The organism is Myxococcus llanfairpwllgwyngyllgogerychwyrndrobwllllantysiliogogogochensis, from assembly GCF_006636215.1.
Lineage (GTDB): Bacteria > Myxococcota > Myxococcia > Myxococcales > Myxococcaceae > Myxococcus > Myxococcus llanfairpwllgwyngyllgogerychwyrndrobwllllantysiliogogogochensis.
This window is the reverse complement of record NZ_VIFM01000065.1, coordinates 1-17,207: the sequence shown is the minus strand read 5'-3', so window position 1 is coordinate 17,207 and position 17,207 is coordinate 1. Positions and strand designations below refer to the sequence as shown.

The window sequence follows — 17,207 nt, the reverse complement described above, 5'->3', positions numbered from 1 at the left end:
CTTGTCCCACCCGACGGTTCATGGGCAGGCAGGAGCCGCGTGGCACGCCTGGAGTTGGGGGGCAGGGGAGGACAACGCGCGCGGAGACATCCGGGGGACTCGGTGATGCCTGAGAGCGGCCAGGACGAGGAGCGATGTACTGATTCCGTGCTGGAGCACGGGCCGGACGCAATCGAGGACGGGGACTTCGACGACGCCTTTCTCCGGGAGGTTGCGCGGGCGTCCGTGCCCCCTCGGCTGCCTGTCCCTGGGATGCGAGTCGGCGACCGGGATGGGAAGCGCTACGAGGTGCTGGAGGAGCTGGGGGGCGGCGCCATGGGGCAGGTCTTCCGCGCGCTCGACTCGGAACTCCAGCGGCCCGTGGCCCTGAAGTTCCTCGTCCCGCACGAGTCCATCGCGGAGGCGCCGATGATCTCCCTGCTCCGTCAGGAGGGGAGGGCCATCGCGCAGTTGGACCACGAGCACATCGTCCGCATCTTCAACGTGGACCTCTGGAGCAGTGGGCCGACGGAGCCGCCGGTTCCCTTCCTGGTCATGGAGTGCCTGGAGGGCGAGTCCCTGTCCTCCCTGTTGCGGCGCGGTCGACCGGGGCACCGGCGGGCGATGGAGATCCTGGACGCGGTGGCCTCGGGGCTGGCTCACGCGCACGAGCGGCACATCGTCCACCGCGACCTCAAGCCGAGCAACGTGTTCATCACGCGCTCGGGCGTGGTGAAGATCCTCGACTTCGGCTTGTCCTGGCTGGTGGCCGCGAGCGCCGCGCCCGACGTGACGCTCTCCACCGCCGGCACGCCGCCGTACATGGCGCCCGAGCAATGGCGCGGCGAGGCGCAGGATTCCCGGACGGATTTATGGGCCGCCGGCGTGCTGCTCTACGAGATGCTCGCCGGTGAGCCACCCTTCCTGGGCGCGCCCGAATCGATTCGTGAGCGGGTCACGTCGCAGGGCCCGGTGCCGGCGGTGCGTGAGCGCGAGCCCGAGGTGCCGGAGCCGGTGGAGGGCCTCCTGGCCGAATTGTTGGCCAAGGCGCCCGAGGCCCGGCTTCGCTCGGCGACGGAGCTGCGCGAGCGGCTGCGCGAGGTGGAAGAGGGCCTGGCGCCACGACGTGAGCCGAGGCGAGTCCGGGCCCCGCAGCGAAGACAGGTGACGCTGGTCGCCTGTCGCCTCGCGGACCTGGCCGGGCTGGTCGGGCGGCTCGACGCGGAGGACCTGGGCGAGTTGGAGGCCGCCTTCCACCGGAGCTGCTCGGAGGTGCTGAGGCAGCAGGGGGGCACGGTCGTGCTGTGCGTCGGGGAAGAGGTTCTGGGTTGCTTCGGTCATCCCGTGGCGAGAGAGGACGACTCCGAGCGTGCACTGCGCGCGGCGCTGCGACTCGCCGCCACCGTGGCTCCGACGCTCCAGGAGTCCCTGGCGTCGCTCCCGGAGCGGAAGCTGACCGTGACGGTGGGCGTGCACACGGACACGGTGGTGCTGGACGATGCTTCCATCCAGGGAGAGGCGCCTCGCGTGGCCGCCTGGCTGGCGCGACAGGCCACGCCGGGGACGGTGTGGATCAGCGACTCGACGGATGCGCTCACGCGCGGGGCCTTCGTGACGCAAGCCATGCCGCCGCTGCGATTCACCGGGCTGTCGGGCGTGCGAGATGTGACGCCGTATCGGCTGGTGCAGCCTCGGCGCGTCACCAGTCGTTTCGACCGGGGACTCGTGTCGCGCTCCCTCACTCCGCTGGTGGGACGCAAGGGAGAGCTCCAGTTCCTCCTGGAACAATGGGAGGAGGCGCGCGCGGGCCGAGGGTCGTGCGTGCTCGTCACGGGAGAGGCGGGCATTGGCAAGTCCCGGCTGGTGCGCGAGGTGCGCGAGCGCGTGCCGCCCTTCATGGCCCATCTGCTCCGAGGACAGTGCTGGCCCCAGTCGACCACCAGTGCGTTCGCGCCGGTCATCGACCTGTTGCGCCGCATGCTCCAGCTCGACGCCGAGGGCACTCCGAAGGAGCACCGGGCGAAGCTGGAGGCGGGCCTGGGCGTGCTCGGGCTGGGCGCGGGGCGCACGCAGTTGTTGTCGGGGCTGGTGGGGCTCTCCGGTGACGAGGGCGCGCCGCACCTGCGCTACGCCCCCGAGCGCCTCAAGCAGGAGACGCTGGATGCACTGGCGCACCTGCTGGCGCGACTGGCCGAGCAACGCCCGGTGCTGCTCGAGGTCGAGGACCTGCACTGGGCGGACCCGTCCTCGTTGCAATTGCTGGGCTTCCTTCTGGAGCGGCTGCCGGAGCTGCGCGTCTGCATGTTGCTCACCTCGCGCGTCGCGCTGCCTCCGCCCTGGGGCGACGATTCGAGGGTCCAACGCCTGGCCCTGGAGCGGCTGCCGCCCCCGGTTGCGGGCGAGCTGGTGCGGAAGGCCGCGGGGGACAGGCCGCTCTCGTCGGAGCTTGTCGCCCAACTGGTGCGCCGCACCGACGGCATTCCCCTCTTCACCGAGGAGCTGACGCGTCGGGTGGTGGAGGAGCCCCGGGGGGGCGAGTCCGCATCGGTGGAGGTGCCCGTGTCGCTGCGCGAGCTGCTCCTCACACGGTTGGACAGGCTGCCCGGTTCGCAGAAGGAGCTGGCGCAGGTCTGCGCGGTGGTGGGGCGCAGCTTCTCCCATGCTCTGCTGGCGGCGCTGTCGGGACGGACGGAGACCTCGCTTCGCGCGGACCTCTCCGGCCTGGTGGCCGAGGGGCTGTTGCAGCCGGCAGAGACGGTGGAGCCGAGCTACGGATTCCGGCACGCGCTCATCCAGGACGCGGCGGCGGATTCGCTGCCGAGGAAGGCGCGGCGGCAATATCACCGTCGAGTGGCTCGGGTGCTGGCGGAGCAGTTCCCGGAGGTGACCGAGGCCCAGCCGGAGCTGCTGGCGTGGCACTACACCGAGTCGGGTCAGGCCGAGGCGGCCATCCGGTGGTGGGCGCGAGCCGGAGAGATGGCGAGCCGGCGCATGGCCAACGTGGAGGCCATCAGCCACTTGCGGCAGGCCCTGTCGTTGCTTCGCGCGCAGCGCCCGTCGCGCACGCTGGATGGCGAGGAGCTGCGGCTGCTGCTCGGCCTCGCGCTGTCACTGGTCCAGGTGCAGGGGTACTCGTCGCCGGAGGTCGAGTCCGTCCATGCGCGGGTCCGCTTCCTGATGCGCGAGCTGGAGGATGACCTGCCGCGACTGGAACCGCCGCACTGGGTGGCCTTCGCGCACGCCTTCGCGCGGGCGCACTGGGACGAGGCCCATGAGGTCGCGGAGCGACTGGTGCGTCTGGGCAAACGGCATGGGCAGCGAGAGTTGCTTGCCCTGGGTTACCGGATGCGAGCCACGGACTTCTTCACGTGGGGGCGGCTGGCTTCAGCGCTGGAGAATGTGGAGCTGGCGCTGACGTTCTCGGACTTCGAGCTGGAGCGGCATCAGATGCTGGCCGTGAAGCACTGGGTCAATCCGCGCGTGGCGGCGCTGGCCTACGCGGCGGTGCTGCACGCGGTGATGGACGCCCCCGACGCTTCCCGCGAGCACGCGCGACAGGGGCTGCGGCTGGCGATGGACATCGGCCATGCGAACACCTCCGCGTTCGCGTTGTTGTACGCGGCCCTGGCGGCCCAGCTTCGCCGCGAGCCGCGCGAGGCCCTGGAGCTGTGTGACAGGAACATCGCGCTCTCCCGCGAGCACCACTTCCGGCTGTGGTTGGGCTGGTCCACGCTCATCCGCGCCTGGGCGCAGGCGCTCCTGGGCAATGCGCGTGAAGGACTGGCGCTGATGCACGCGGCGCTCGGGCACTGGCGACGCTCCGGCTTCAAGGCGGGGCTGCCCCACAACCTGGGGATGCTGGCTGAAATCCAGCTGCTCCTCGGGCAGAAGCGCCAGGCGCTCGACTCGCTGCACGAGGCGTTGGGGGAGGCGGGGTCGACGGGCGAGCGCTCCTACGAGGTGGTGCTGCGGGGCCTGGAAGCGGAGGCGCTGTCCATGCTGGGGCGCGAGGACGAGGCCCTGCTCGCCCGGGCGCACGCGTTGCGCGTCGCGGAGACGCAGGGGGCACTGGGGTACGGACGGCTGGTGCGGGAGCGAAGGCTGGGCCATCCGCTCCTGGAGCTTCCTCCCCTGCGGGACCTTCAAGCGGAGGAGCCCGCGCCTGGGCCGTGAGACGACGTCGTCACAGGGCCGAGGGGGTGACTCCTCCCGGCAGGTCCACAGCAGGAGCGTGACGTGATGATGTCCATGAACGTCGAGCCAGGGGGAGTCTCGGGCGCGGAGGTGGCGGTGCCCCGTGAGCAGGCGGAGGAGGTGCTCCACGTGCTCTGCACTCGCGGCGAGTACGGCAAGGCGGTGGAGCTGGCCATGCGCACGTATGGGCCAGAGCTCCGACGATTGATGGCGTCCGTGCTGCATCATCCTGAGCTGGCGAAGGACGCGTTCGGGCTGTTCAGCGAGAACCTGGTCAAGGGGTTGCCGGGCTTTCGTTGGGAGAGCTCCTTCCGGACGTGGGCATACCGGCTGGCGCGCAATGCCTGCTACCACCAGCTCCATTCACCGGCGCTGCGGGAACAGCCGGTGAGCGAGCCCGCGGCGAACGAGCCCCAGCGGCACCGCACGGACACGCACCCCTGGCAGCGCACCGCCGTGAAGGAGCGCTTCCGCGCGCTGCGGGAACAACTGGAGCCGCAGGAGCGGATGTTGTTGATGCTGCGCGTGGACCAGCGTCAGCCCTGGACGGAAATCGCGCGCGTCATGGTGGAGTCCGACGAGCCGCTGACGCGCGAGGCGCTGAACCGGCGGGCCGCGGCGCTGCGCCAGCAGTTCCAGCGCGTGAAGGCGAGGCTGCGGGCGCTCGCCATCGAACAGGGCGTCATCTCCGCGGAGAAGGTGGAGTCGGCGGAGTGAGTCGCGGCCTCAGGTCGTCCCAGGAGGCGGGGCCTTGTAGACGCGGAAGCGCGTCACGGGCCGATAACCCATGCGGAGGTAGAGCGGCAGTCCGGCCTCGGTGGCGTGGAGCACGGTGCGCTGGAGGCCCCAGGCGTCGCGAGCCTCCTGAAGCGCGCGTCGCATGACGACTTCGGCCGCGCCGACCCGGCGGTGCTCGGGCGACGTCGCCACGAGCGCGATGTATGCGACGTCGTCCACGCGCATCACCACGGTGCTGCTGGCGGGGGCGTCGCCTCGGCAGGCCACGAAGCCTCGGGAGTCCGGCCCGTAGAGGGCCTCCACGTCGAACGCCTCACGGCCCGTCTCGCGAGACGCGTCGTATGACTGGGCGTTGATGTCCGCCACGGCCTGTCGGCCCCACGTATCTTGCACGGGGCGGAACTCGAGAGAGGGCAGGGGATGCGTGGGCTCCGCGAGCCCGTCCGCCACCATGCCGGTGATGACCGCGAGCGGCTTGAGCTTGTACCAGGCGAGGATGGACTCGGCCCGCTCGCGCACCTGGGGCGCGAGCCAGTCGTCGGACACGACGAACGTCCACGCGTGCTTGCCCGTGGAGAAGTAGCGCGCCGCGGAGGCGACGGAGGTCGCCAGGGCCTGCTCCGTCTCCGCGGGGGCGCGCAGGAAGGACGCGTTCATCAGGGCCCACGAGACGTGGCTCGCGGCGATGTAGATTTCGGGACGCTCGACAACCTCACCCGCGCGTCCCGCCAGCGCCATCCTCCTCCACGCGCATCGAAATTGCGCATGGGACTCGTCGATCTCTGCCTGCGTCGCGGAGTGCATGGAGGGGCTCCAGGGTAGGGGTGGACCCGCGAGTCTACCCCACGAGCCCCGCCTGGAAACGCGGGGCGCCGGAATCCATCCGCTTCTGTTCAGCGCGCGGCGACACCGCGCAGCAGCGGCCGGGCCTTCTCCAGCAGCGTGAGGAACTCCTCGCGCTCCGCGTTGCCCGCGGGTGACGCCGCGCGTGCGATGTCGCGCATCGTCTCCAGGCTCCAGTTCTCCGCGTGTGGGCTCTTGCGCAGCAGCTCCGCCGCGCCCATCACCGCCGTCGCGAAGCGCAGATCGACGCTGGCCTCCTTGAACGTGCTCGCGAGTGCGTGGGCCTGGAACGGGTACGCGCGCTCGGTGGCGTTCACCGCGCGCGGCTGCTTCGCGCGCACTCGCACGGTGGCCAGTGCCTCGCCCGCGCCGGGCTTCAGCTCCAGCTCGTACAGCGCGGTGACGGTGTGGCCGGAGCCCAGCTCGCCCGCGTCCACCCTGTCGTCGCGAAAGTCGCGGTCCGCGATGTTCCGGTTCTCGTAGCCCACGAGCCGATAGCGGGCGACCTGCGCGGGGTCGAAGTCCACCTGGAGCTTCACGTCCTGCGCGATGACCTCCAGCGTGCCGCCGAGCTGCTCCTGGAAGATGCGGCGCGCGGCCATCAGTGAGTCCACGTAGAAGTAGTTGCCGTTCCCCTTGTTCGCGAGTTGCTCCATCGTGGTGTCCTTGTAGTTCCCCATGCCGAAGCCCACGGTGGTGAGGGTGATGCCTTCCTTCACGTGGCCCTGGATGGTCTTCAGGATGTCCTCGTGTGACGTCCTGCCCACGTTGGCGTCGCCGTCCGAGAGGATGATGACGCGCGAGAAGGAGGTCCCATCCAGGGTCTTCATCGCTTCCTGGTACGCGAGCTCGATGCCCGAGCCCATCGCGGTGGAGCCTCCCGCGGTGAGGTCCTCGATGGCGGAGTGGATGAGGGCCTTGCGCTCCATGCCCGTGGGGCCGAGCACCCGGCGCACGTTCCCCGCGTAGGTGACGAGCGCCACCGTGTCGCCGTCACGCAGGTTGTCCACCAGCATGCGCAGGGCGCGCTGGGCCAGCGGCAGGCGGTCCGGTGAGCTCATCGACCCGGAGACATCCACGAGGAAGGTGAGGTGCGCGGGCTTCCGCTCGGAGATGCTCAAGCGCTTGCCCTGGACTCCCACGCGCAGCAGGTGTCGCTTCGGGGTGAAGGGTGACGGCGCGGCGTCCATGTGCACGGCGAAGGGGCCGTCGCTCGGCCGAGGGTCCGGATACGTGTAGCGGAAGTAGTTGAGCAGCTCCTCCACGCGCACGGCGTCACGCGGTGGAAGCGAGCCTTCCATCAGCGCCCGTCGCGTCATCGTGTACGAGGCCGTGTCCACGTCCACCGCGAAGGTGGAGAGCCGGTCTTCCTGCGTCGTCACGAAGGGATTCACCACCGTGTCGAGTGCGGCCTCCGCGCGCTGTGCGGCGGCAGGATCTTCCTCGGGCGTCGTGTTCAGTTTCCCGGCCAGGACGGCCATGGGGTGCACTCGGTGGGCGCCGTTGGAGCCCGACGGGGCCTTGGCGGAGCCGTAGTTCGAGCTGCTTCCGCCGCGGCCCTTCGTTCCGATGGAGCCCGTTCCCATGGAGCCGATGCCCGAGCCCAGATTGCTCCCAAGGCCGCCGCCGCCCGCGCCGGTGCCGAACACCCCAAGACCTTGCGCACCGAGGTGGCTGCGCTTCGCAGTGGGCGGGGCCGAGGAGGGTGCTGGAGCCGATGCGGACGCGGGCTCTGGCGCTTGCTTCGCGGGCTCGGGCGTCACGATCAGCGTTGCCTTGTCGGAGAAGGCGGGGGCTCCGTCCGTGTCTCCCTGTGCCTTCGCCGGGGCGTTGGCGCCCTCCTCGCTCGAACGGCACGAGAACATCATGCTGCCCACCGCGAGTGCGCACACGACACCCATGACGGCCCTGGGGTTCCGCCTCATTTGCTGCCTCCGTGTCTTGGAATCGCCGGAACCTCCGACAGCAGGCGGGCGCGAAAGGTTCCGCGCGTTCCCGTCAGACGCAGTCGCGTCACGTTGGAACGCCAGGGGCGCGGTCGTCAGGGACCCTTGCCCGCACGGGACATGCTCCCGTGTCGGTACGCTCCTTGCTCAAGGCGACGTCAAAAGGGTGACGCCGCCATGATGATCTTCTTGAGAAACACCGCCGACGGTAATGACACCGCCATCACCACGGCCAATCCGGCCATCCTCATCGCGAACTACACCGGGACCTACCCCAAGCTGAACAACGCCACCCGCGTCGTCCCCTGGTACTCCATCGACGCGGATCCCCAGGTGTTCGGAAGGCGGCTGCTCACCGTGGCGGCGGCGGACCCCGTGTGCCGCGCGCTCGTCGCACGCGCCACCACCGTCTGGGGGCTGGATTTCTCCATCAACGCGGGGGCGTTCGTCACCGAGGCGGTCCAGAAGCAGTACCTGAAGCTGCTCAAGGTCTGGCTGAGCCCGCTGTCGGGCAACCTGGGCAGTCGCGATGCGCACCGCTCCACCGTGGACGAGCAATACAACCGGCTGTGGAGCAAACACGGGCTCAATCAGGCGACGCTGAACAACCTGGCGAACCTGCCCTTCTTCAGTGAGCTGAATGTCGCGGGTCGCCGGGATCGCATCCAGATCTATCGCAACGTCACGGAAGCGGCCCGCGCCATCGTCGGCGAAGTCACCTCCTGGCCCTCGCGCACCATCGAGAAGATCTCGGTGTTGTCACTGCTGCGCAGCAGGGGACTGGCCGCGCTCCAGTTGCAGATGCTCGACGCGGTGGCCGCCGCGGTCGCCGCGCCCACGGCCACTCCCGCGATGTGGGAATACCTGCCGTACTATCTTCGTGGCATCGCGCTGGAGAAGTCGGGCCCGGGTCAGGCCCTGACCGCGCTCCAGGTGGCGACTCGCGTGCTTGGAGCGCTGCATGACTGCCTGAACGACTCCCCGGCGACGCGTGCCCGAGCGAACGCGCAACACATCGCTGACTTCCAGGGGCTCGACGGCGGCAAGGAGTACCGCCGTTGGCGGATGTTGCCACCGGTGGCGAGGTATCAGGTGATGATCAGCGACCTGGCGCGCATCCTGCCGGGTGGCAAGGCGCACAGCGCTCACATCCGGGTGGAGTTCGACCATGCCACGCTGGGAGGACTCCCCGGCAACGTCGCGGGATGCGGCGGGTGGCCGGTGTCGATGCGCGTCCATCAGAGCGCGACGCCACACGACCCCGGATACGGAAACCCGGCGGCCAATCCCTTTCCGTTCGCGACGGGGTGGAGTCGCAACGAGTTCTGTCCCAACGTCGTCTCGTCGAGACTCATGCTCGCGCCGCTCTACGCGGGCACGTCGGGCCACAACCAGGGGCGCATCCTGGCGTGGCTCGCGCTCGTGCCGACGGTGCCCGCGCTCGCCAACATCCCCTTGGGGCTCGTCATCTCCGCAGGCTACGCCGTGCTCTGGCGCTTGTATTACGACAAGCGGGTGAGTGGCTTCCACACGATGTTCGAGACCTTCCAGGGCTCGCACGCCGACGCGACGGTCCGTGATTTGAGCGCCATTCCCCGCGTCGACGGGGACGACGTGTGGAATGCCGTGTTGAACCGTTCACCGGGTGGACAGACGCAGGTGCGGTCGTTCTGGCAGGACTGCGTCGACCTCTACAAGAAGACGGGCGCGAACCTTGGCCGGGAGCTCAAGGCGGCGACGGCCCAGGCGCGTGAGCAGGTGCTCGCGGCCTGCCCGGGCTCGGTCATTCCCCGGTGGAGCACGACGGGCGACGTGGACCGTACGGGCACCGAGGTGGATGTGTGGGCCGGTGACAAGAACCAGGAGGTCCTTCGCGAGTACGCGGCGTGGCAGCGCCTGGTCCGGGGCGAGTCCGTGCCTCGGCCCCTGTTGGATGGGTCGATGGGCGCACTCATGCTGCACCAGGAACAGGCGCCCAGCCTCCAGCCCGCACAGCGGTTGACCCTCCAGGCGGATATCGCCGCCGCGATTGGCGCGCAGAACTACCTGGGCGACCCCCAGATGAAGAAGCTCTTCCACAAATGGCTGGTCACGCATTCCTCCGACAAGACGACCGACGAGGAGGAGAAGAGGAAGCGCGACGACGAGGTTCAGAGAATCCGCTCGATGTTCGATAAGCTCACCCAGGGGAATGCCGGGCCTGTCTTGGCGATTGCCGGCCCGAATCTGGGGCTTCCTCCCATCACGGATGAAGGGCACGTCTGACAGGCCCATGCGAATACCTCCTCTTGCTCCCGATGCGACGTCCGCGGTGCTCGTTCTCGACGACGGGGGCGACGAGGCGCGCCTGCTGCGCACGACGACGCGGCCGCCGGACATGGTGGGGTTGGACACGCACGGTCTCTCGGAGCTGCGGTGCTCGGGGAGTGCCCAGCTCTCCGTGGCGGGCTTTCGCGACCTGGTGCGGCGACTCGAGGGCGTGAGCGCTGAATCGCTGCACGTGTTCGACCTGCGCCAGGAGTCACATGGTTTCCTGAACGGCGTCGCGGTGAGCTGGTACGCCGAGTCCAACTGGGGCGCGGCGGGCCTTTCCGACGAGGAGTCGCTGGCGCTGGAGACCGGCCGGCTGTGGCTGCTCGCGCGGTCGCGGACGGCGAGGGTGGGGGATGCCGGCACGGTGAAGCGCCGTGAGCCCCTGGTCTCCACGGAGTGGGAGTGCCGCGACGTCCGCGACGAGGCGCGGGCCTTCGAGCTTCCGCCGGAGCGCTACGTGCGACTGCCCGTCACCGACCACACGCGGCCTCGCGACGAGACGGTGGAGCGCTTCATCCAGAAGGTGCGTTCGCTGGACGAGGGGGCGCACGTGCACCTGCACTGTCGGGGAGGCAAGGGGCGCACCGCCACGTTCATGTGCCTGCTGGACATGCTGCGCAATGCCGAGAGGCTCTCGCTGGACGCGCTGCTCACGCGCCAGACGCGGCTCGGTGGCTATGACCTTCGCAAGGCGGCGGACCCCACCAGCCGCAAGGCCCCGTACATCGCCGAGCGCCGGGCCTTCCTGGAGCGGTTCCACGCGTATGCACGGGAGAACCCCGGCGGTGCGCCGCTCGGATGGTTGGCGTGGCTTGCTCGGCAGCCCATGAACCCCGAACACAAAGGATGAGCGGTGGTCTAGGGTCCGCCGCATGACGCAGGCTGTTTCGGACGCATGGACGTTGCCCTGGCGGGGCCTGGGGCTGAGCAGCAACCTGAGCGCGGCGGACATCCCGCAGCCCTACCGGCTGCTCGACGCGTCACCGGGCCTCTTCGACTTCGTCGAGTACAGCGCGCCCCTGTCCCTGGACGAAGCGCGCGCGCAGGCGTCGCTGTTCCCCGAGATGTGGAGCCGCCGCTCGGACGTGCCCGTGCTCTTTCACCCCGTGCACCTGAATCTCTGGGGGCCGGAGCTGGAGCCTGTCTCCGTGCTGAAGGACCTCGACGCGCACGCGCGCGCCGTGGGCAGCCCGTGGGTGGGCAACGACGTGGGCTGGTGGCACGTGGGGGGCCAGCCGTTTCCGGGCTACCTCTACATCACGCCTCCCTTCAACGAGGCGGGGCTCAGCGACTGCGTGGCGCATGCGCTCCATGTCCAGGCCCACCTCTCCATGCCCCTGGTGCTGGAGAACCCCGCAGTGCTGGCGCGGCGGGGCGAGTGGCACGTGCTCGACTTCCTCGCGAAGCTGCACGCGCGTACGGGCCTGCCGCTGCTGCTCGACCTGGGGCACCTCTTCAGTCATCAGCTCGCGTCCGGTCTCCCGCTGGAAGCCGGACTGGATGGTTTCCCCCTGGAGCAGGTCGTCGAAATCCACATCGCGGGCGGTGTGGTGACGCGCAGGGGGGCTCGCGGCTTCTACGTCGATGACCACACGCAGCCGGTGCGCGAGGAGCTGTTCAAGCTGTTGGAGTCCTTGCTACCGCGTTGTCCTTCGCTGCGCGCCGTCACCTTCGAGGGTGATGGTCACCCCGCCGAGGTGGCGCAGGTGTCACTGCGTCGCCTGCGCGCGATGATTCCTTCGGGAGAGCGGCCTCCGCTGCGCCTGCGCGCTCCCGAGGCTCGCACGCTGCCCCCGCTGACGGGTGACAGCCGCCCCTGGGAGCTGTTCGAGGCGGGCCACGGCCTGGTCCCCACGGGCGCGACGGAGGACCCCGAGGGCACGCTGGCGGACCAGGACTTCCGGCTGGCCGTGGTGGCGGAGCTGCTGGACAAGGACTGGCCGCTGTCGCGCCTGCTCCTGGCGGGAACACGCGAGGACCTGGTGGCCTTCACCAGCTCGCGCGAGTACCGGAACCTCTTCGAGGGGGGAGGGCGCTCGCTGCCGCAATCCTTCTCTACCTGGGCGATGCGGCGGCTGCGCGAGCGGCCCGATGACGGGGCTTCCGCCGCGCTGAGCCTGGAGATGATGGCGCCCACCGCGTTCATGAAGGCGGCGCCCGCACCGGGGGCGGGGCAGGTGGGTTTGGTGGACGAGGTCCGGCCCGGGAGCTTTCCGGCGGACCTGTCCGAGCTGCTCTTCGCGGCTCGGGCCGTGCGCCGGCACCTCACCTCCCGTGCGTGGGCATGTGGGGAGCTGGAGCTGTCCGGGCTGGAGGCCCTGGCGCAGGTGGCGCGGCGCCCGGGAGCCTCGCCGTGGACCTTCGCGGTGCGACGCAAGTCCCCGGGACATGAGCTGTTGAGCGTGTCGCGGGGGCTGGCGGAGCTGCTCCGGGAGCTGTCCGCCCGGCCCCGGGCGGTGGAGTCGGTGCCCCTGGCCCTGCTGGCGGAGGGGCTCCATCACCGGCTGATCCGCCTGGGTGACACCCCCGGAGTGGACCGAACCCTTGCACCTGCCCGTCCGGTAGGGTAGGTCGCGCCGCAATGACGTCGTCACCCCTGGTTATCGGCATCGCGGGTGGCACCGCGTCCGGCAAGACCACCGTCGCCCGAAAGGTCCGTGAGGCGCTTGCCGACTGCCGCGTGGCCTTCATCGATCAGGACTCGTACTACCGGGACCTGAAGGACCTCCCCATCGCGGACCGCCGGGAGGTGAACTTCGACCACCCGGACGCGTTCGACACGGACCTGCTGGTCAAGCACCTCCGGGAGCTGAAGGCCGGACGCCCCATCCAGAAGCCCGTCTATGACTTCGTCACCTCGTCGCGTCAGCCCCGCACCATGGGCGTGGACCCGGGGGACATCATCCTCATCGAGGGCATCCTCGTCCTGCACATGAAGGAAGTGCGCGACGAGATGGACGTGAAGATCTACGTCGACGCGGACGATGACCTGCGCATCCTCCGGCGCCTCACCCGCGACATCAAGGACCGGGGCCGCGACTTCGACCACGTCGTCAGCCAGTACCTGCGCCACGTGCGCCCCATGCACATGGGCTTCGTGGAGCCGTCCAAGCACTTCGCGGACATCATCATTCCGCACGGCGGCAACAACGAGATCGCCATCAGCATGCTGGTGGGCGCGTTGCGCGGGAAGCTCTCCGCGCCGCAGCCCCGCGAGTAGCGGAGGGCCGTCTTCAGCCCACGCGCCGGAGGAAATCCCCCAGCGGCGCGTGCAGTCGCTCCGGCTCCGTCAGCAGGGCCCCATGGTCTCCGGGGCCGGGCAGCTCCACCATCCGCGCGCTCACGCCCGCGGCGCTCAGCAGATGGTACGTGTCCCGCACCCGGTTCACCGGCGCCAGCACGTCCGAGCTCCCCGCCAGCAGCAGCACCCGCGCGCGAATCTGCGAGAAGCAGTCCGCCACGTCGCAGCCCGCGTAGGCCGAGCACAGCGTGGCCCACGACGTGGCATCGAAGCGGTCGGCGAAGTCCTCCGCCTCCGCGTCCAGGGCGGCTTTCGCCGTGTCGACGTCAGGGAAGTTCCGGGACAGGTACTCCCGTCCGTACAGCAGCTTCTGGAAGTCCAGCCGCAGCCGCCGCATCGTCTTGCGAGGCTGGGCGTCCGGCTCGTACAGGCCCTCGCGGAAGTCCGGGTCCGCGCGGAGCAACTGCCACGCCAGCCCCAGCTTCTCGCGCACGCCCTCGGGCAGCGCCCGCGCCGCGCCGATGACGACCACCGAGTCCGACAGCTCTGGGAACAGGGCCGCCAGTCGCAGCGCTACCTGGCCTCCCAGCCCCACGCCCACCAGGCCCCGGACGCGGTTCAGCCCGCGGGCCCTCAAGAGCGCGGACACCCCGCGCGCCATGTCGAGCACGGTGAGCGGCGGCAGGTTGAGCCCCAGCCGCTCGCCCGTCTCCACGTCCACCGTCGCCGGTGACGTGCTCCCGAAGGGACTGCCCAGGAGCCCCGGGACGACGATGGGCATGATGCCCGGGTCCAACGGCCGCCCCGGCCCCACCACCTCCCGCGCCCATCCCGACGACTGGTACGCGGAGTCCTCCACGGGCCCGAGCGCTCGGTGCGAGTGAGATAAGTCGTGCAGCAGCACCACCGCTTTGCCGTCGCACGGTTCCCCGTAGGCCTCCCAAGCCACCTGGGGGTTGCGCAACAGCTCTCCCTCCTCCAGAGGAAGCAGCGAGTTGAACAGGTGGGTGCCGGTGGCCTGGATCACGTTGGGGAATTTTCATATCACTGCCTGCTCCACCGCACAGGAGACTGCCGCTTGAAGCGCTATTTCGGAGTCATTGTCCTCGTCGCTGGTGTGCTGCTGGGCGCCATCATGAGCTACCGCAGCGCCAGTGCCCGCACCAAGGAGGCGCAGCGTGAGGCGGACATCCAGCGCATCCACGCCGACTATCTGGAGCGCGTCTCCTGGATACGGGTCAACCCTGACGACAACGCGTATCGCGAGGAGTTGAAGCCCTTCTTCAAAAGCTACTTCGAGCAGGTGGACGACCACCTGAAGGCGTTCAACGGCAACAAGAACTTCGACAACTACCTCCAGGAATTGGAGAAGCGCGCCGACAGCGGCAAGGACGAGCGCGCGGGAGATCGCAAGGCGTTCTACGACTACACGCGCAAGGTCTTCGACAGTCTGCGCGAGGGGCGCTACCGCCCGGTGTGGACGGCCACGGACAAGGGCATGCGGCTGGATGTCGTGTCCTCGGACGTCATCATGGTGATGGGCAAGCCCCAGGTGCGCTTGCAGCTCGCGCTGTGGGGCGCGCAGCGGACGCTCAAGGACGAGGGCAAGGTGCGGAAGATGATCACCAGCGCCTCGTTCGACACGGTGTGGAAGCTGACCGACGCGAAGGGGAAGCTCCTGGGCGAGATGCGCGGGAGCGACCCGTCGATGAAGGTCGACCACCCAGAGCGCTTCATCGCGGAGTTCCCTCCGCAGATGGTGCTGGGCCACTACGACCTGGACCTGATGCCCATCGAGGTGGCGAAGATGGACATGACCATCAACATCTCCTCGCGCGCGGCCTCGGGCGGTGACGCCACGGCCTCCTACGTGTGGAAGCTGGACGTGCCCTCCGAGTGGAAGCTGGGTGCGGGCGAGACGTGGGAAGGCGCCACGCAGGAAGAGCGCCCCGAGGACGAGATCGACCCGAGCAAGAAGGCCGCCGCGAACTAGCGGCCTTGGGGAGGAGGGGGCGCGGTGGGACTTCGCGCCCTCACTCCACGACGGTGAAGTGGGAGCCGAGCCGGTACGCGGACAGCGTGCCGGTGTCGTCCAGGAAGTAGAGGTTGAGGCGCACGTCCGCCTGGAGCGCGACGAGCCCCAGCCCGGCGCGGACCTCCGCCAGCACCTGGCCCCCGCGAGGGTCCACCGCGCGCACCTTCTCGCCGGCCAGCAGCGTGACGCCTCGCGCGGTGCGTGCCGGCAGCGCGCCGATGAGGGGCTCTCCCGCGGCCCCCACGCGCCAGTCCACCGTGCCCGACGCGGCCACCCGTGCCGCCGCGCCAGAGGCGCTCGTCACCACCACCGCGCGCGGCAGGGGCGACAGCGCATAGGGGCCCGGCCCCAGGTTCAGCGGCCGTTCCCACACCCGCTGCCCCTTGGCGTCCAGGCACAGCAACATGCCCTCGCGCTCGCGCTCTCCCGCGATGAACACCCGCGAGCCCACGGGCAGCGGCGCGGAGGGGTGGGTGAGGTTGGGCTCGTGCGTCCACGCCGCCTCGCCCGTGTGCGCGTCCGCCAGCAGCAGGGCCCAGTGCGAGCCGCGTCCCAGCAGCGCCAGGAAGCGCCGTCCCCACGGCACGGGGGCGCCATGGAAGGGCATGGGCGCGCGCATGCGGTAGCGCACCTGGCCGTCCTCCAAATCCAACCCGTAGACGTAGCCGGAGTCCGTCGTCACCAGGGCCCGGTGTCCCTGCGTCGTCAGCCAGCTTCGCTGCGTGCGGGGAGGCGCAAGCCGCCACACCTCGCGTCCGGTCGCCTCCGCGAAGGCCACCACGGTGCGGTCCTCGGAGAGCGTGAGCAGCAGCCCGTCCTTGCGCAGCAGCAACGGCCCCAGGGGGATGCCGTCGTGGTCATGCAGCCAGCGCGCACCCGTGCCCCGGCCCGTGAAGCCGTACACGCGCGACAGGTCCGCCGCCACCGCGTGCCCATCCGCCGACGCGGCCACGCCCAGCGCCGCCGCCCGCTTCCACAGTCGCGACCCGTCCTTGCGCGAGAAGGCCACCGCCGCCTGGGGCGCGCAGCACACGGGCCCATGGCGCCCCAGCAACAGGCGGGACTCCTCCGCGTCCTCCAGCCCGCGCTGTTCCCACAGGCGGTCGAACCGCAGCCGCCGCAGTCGACCGGGCACCTTGAGTGGCTTCGACACGCTCTCCGCCGTCCTCGTCCGCTTCTCGCGGGCCGCGCCGGTCTGCTCCGGGGGCTCCACCGCGCCGCGCAGGTGGGACAGGCCCTCCCGGCACCGGTCCGCCAGCTCCACCAGATAGGGGTTGCTCACCTGCGCGCGGTCTTCCTCCGCGAACGCGGCGGCGAGCGCCTCACCCAGGTGGAAGAGGGCGGTGGCCAGGGTGCCTCCGGTGAGCGCGAAGGGCGCTCCGGTGCGCCCCGTCCGGGCCTTGCCCGTCTGGAGGTCCAGAAGCAGCGGAGTCCGGGCGCCCGCGGGCTCCAATTCGAAGCGCGCCTCCCCCAGCTCCACCGCCCGGGTCAGCTCCACCGCCTGCCGCGACAGCTCGAGCACGGTGAGGAACGGCGGGGCCTGCACCTTCCACGCGTCCGGCCGGCCGGGCAGCGCCAGCCACACCTCACCGGCGCCCAACAGGGAGGCCAGGGTTCCGGACGCGCCCCGCTTGCCTCCCTCGCGACTGGCTCGCGCGCCGGCGTCCTTCAGCTCGAAGCCGAAACCGGGTGTTTCAGGCGGCTCCACCCGCTTCACCGACGGGCGGGCGGGCTCTTCCTCCGGGGGCCTCGCCGGGCGACCGAGCTGTTTCAGGGGCTCCGCCAGGGCCTGGGCCAGGGGCCCGGACACCGCTCGGGGCGCCACGCGGGTGACGTCCGACAGGAAGCGCGCGCCGGTGCCCCGGACCGCCTCCGTCAGCTCCTCGGCGTCCACCCGCACGGGGGGGCGCATCAGCCG

At 70.2% G+C, this 17,207-nt stretch carries 11 protein-coding genes; 7 read left to right on the top strand and 4 right to left on the bottom strand.

Annotated elements, in window-relative coordinates; all coding sequences use genetic code 11:
• Positions 1-105: 105 nt before the first annotated feature.
• Complete coding sequence (locus FJV41_RS18050) at positions 106-4,152, top strand: protein kinase domain-containing protein (protein ID WP_141643744.1); 4,047 nt, start codon at positions 106-108, stop codon at positions 4,150-4,152.
• A 66-nt stretch (positions 4,153-4,218) separates the two neighbouring features.
• Entirely contained in the window at positions 4,219-4,890 is a 672-nt protein-coding gene (locus tag FJV41_RS18045; protein ID WP_246137267.1) for an RNA polymerase sigma factor, read from the top strand.
• 9 nt (positions 4,891-4,899) lie between these two features.
• Here the strand turns inward: FJV41_RS18045 and FJV41_RS18040 are convergent, their stop codons facing one another.
• Positions 4,900-5,649 carry a GNAT family N-acetyltransferase gene (locus tag FJV41_RS18040; protein WP_306440889.1) on the bottom strand — a complete coding sequence of 250 codons (750 nt, stop codon included), beginning with the start codon at positions 5,647-5,649 and terminating at the stop codon, positions 4,900-4,902.
• A 155-nt stretch (positions 5,650-5,804) separates the two neighbouring features.
• Complete coding sequence (locus FJV41_RS18035) at positions 5,805-7,679, bottom strand: vWA domain-containing protein (protein ID WP_246137266.1); 1,875 nt, start codon at positions 7,677-7,679, stop codon at positions 5,805-5,807.
• A gap of 198 nt (positions 7,680-7,877) precedes the next feature.
• Here FJV41_RS18035 and FJV41_RS18030 point away from each other — a divergent pair, with 198 nt between their 5' ends.
• Genes FJV41_RS18030 through udk form a run of 4 tightly spaced genes read left to right on the top strand, consistent with a single transcriptional unit; the run spans position 7,878 to position 13,233 of the window.
• Positions 7,878-9,965 carry a hypothetical protein gene (locus FJV41_RS18030; RefSeq protein WP_141643742.1) on the top strand — a complete coding sequence of 696 codons (2,088 nt, stop codon included), beginning with the start codon at positions 7,878-7,880 and terminating at the stop codon, positions 9,963-9,965.
• Positions 9,966-9,972: 7 nt separating this feature from the next.
• Positions 9,973-10,863: a phosphatase domain-containing protein gene (locus FJV41_RS18025; protein WP_141643741.1), complete on the top strand. Its 891-nt coding sequence runs from the start codon at positions 9,973-9,975 to the stop codon at positions 10,861-10,863.
• 22 nt (positions 10,864-10,885) lie between these two features.
• Entirely contained in the window at positions 10,886-12,583 is a 1,698-nt protein-coding gene (locus tag FJV41_RS18020) for an MbnB/TglH/ChrH family RiPP precursor modification enzyme (RefSeq protein WP_141643740.1), read from the top strand.
• An 11-nt stretch (positions 12,584-12,594) separates the two neighbouring features.
• Positions 12,595-13,233 (top strand): uridine kinase, encoded by a 639-nt coding sequence (gene udk, locus FJV41_RS18015; protein ID WP_141643739.1) that lies wholly within the window; start codon positions 12,595-12,597, stop codon positions 13,231-13,233.
• A gap of 13 nt (positions 13,234-13,246) precedes the next feature.
• Here udk and FJV41_RS18010 read toward each other — a convergent pair whose 3' ends face one another.
• A complete protein-coding gene (locus FJV41_RS18010) occupies positions 13,247-14,281 on the bottom strand; it encodes an alpha/beta fold hydrolase (protein WP_141643738.1) in 1,035 nt (344 codons plus the stop codon).
• Between the two features lie 51 nt (positions 14,282-14,332).
• Between FJV41_RS18010 and FJV41_RS18005 the strand changes: the two genes are divergently transcribed.
• Positions 14,333-15,247, top strand: a complete 915-nt coding sequence (locus FJV41_RS18005) for a hypothetical protein (protein WP_174456665.1) — start codon at positions 14,333-14,335, stop codon at positions 15,245-15,247.
• Positions 15,248-15,287: 40 nt separating this feature from the next.
• On the opposite strand, the gene FJV41_RS18000 is transcribed toward FJV41_RS18005, so the two are convergent.
• Positions 15,288-17,207: outer membrane protein assembly factor BamB family protein (locus FJV41_RS18000; protein WP_246137265.1), on the bottom strand; the 1,920-nt coding region annotated here is incomplete at its 5' end.